Annotated in this window: 1 pseudogene; it reads left to right on the top strand. The window is 63.7% G+C overall.

From position 1 onward, the window contains the following. Positions 1 to 241: 241 nt before the first annotated feature. Positions 242 to 502 (top strand): annotated as a pseudogene (locus tag EN884_RS39220) (integrase); the annotation flags it as partial.

Here is a 502-nt window from a genome sequence, read left to right as displayed (position 1 = left end):
GCGCCGGCCCGGAAGGCGGCGGCGCCGTCGCTCGGCGCGCCGGCGTTTGTGATCGCCCAAGCCGGAACGGAGGGCGGCGCACCCGAGCTGGCGGTCGCGGGATCAAGGCGAATCATGATTTGGAGGGTAAAGTGCCGGTGCGCTTATGGCCATGGCTTTCGCGCAAAAACGCACAGCCTGTCGTGCAGATATAATGAATGATAATGTTGCATTATCGTTCGTTACAAGCCATGCTAGCAGAATGGCCCCTATCGTCGACCTGAGCCGCGAAAATCGTCCTGAGGACAGCTCAGTGCCGTCCCACAGCACGACCGCGATCGCCAGCACCTCCCCTCCCTCGCCTCCAGCCGACGACTTGCCTGATATTGTCGATATCGTCATGGAAATGGCGCAGGCACCCTGCGAGCCGCAAAACGCCCCTCCCCTGCCGGCGCACCTGGAAGGGCTCGCCGAGCGCGCGCGCGATTACGTCGAGGCAGCAAGCTCGGCGAGCCCTTCCAGG

Origin of the sequence: Mesorhizobium sp. M7A.F.Ca.AU.001.01.1.1, from assembly GCF_004022735.1 — a bacterium.
In the GTDB taxonomy this organism is placed as follows: domain Bacteria; phylum Pseudomonadota; class Alphaproteobacteria; order Rhizobiales; family Rhizobiaceae; genus Mesorhizobium; species Mesorhizobium ciceri.
The sequence above is the reverse complement of the archived record's forward strand: the minus strand, read 5'-3'. Positions and strand labels throughout refer to the sequence as shown.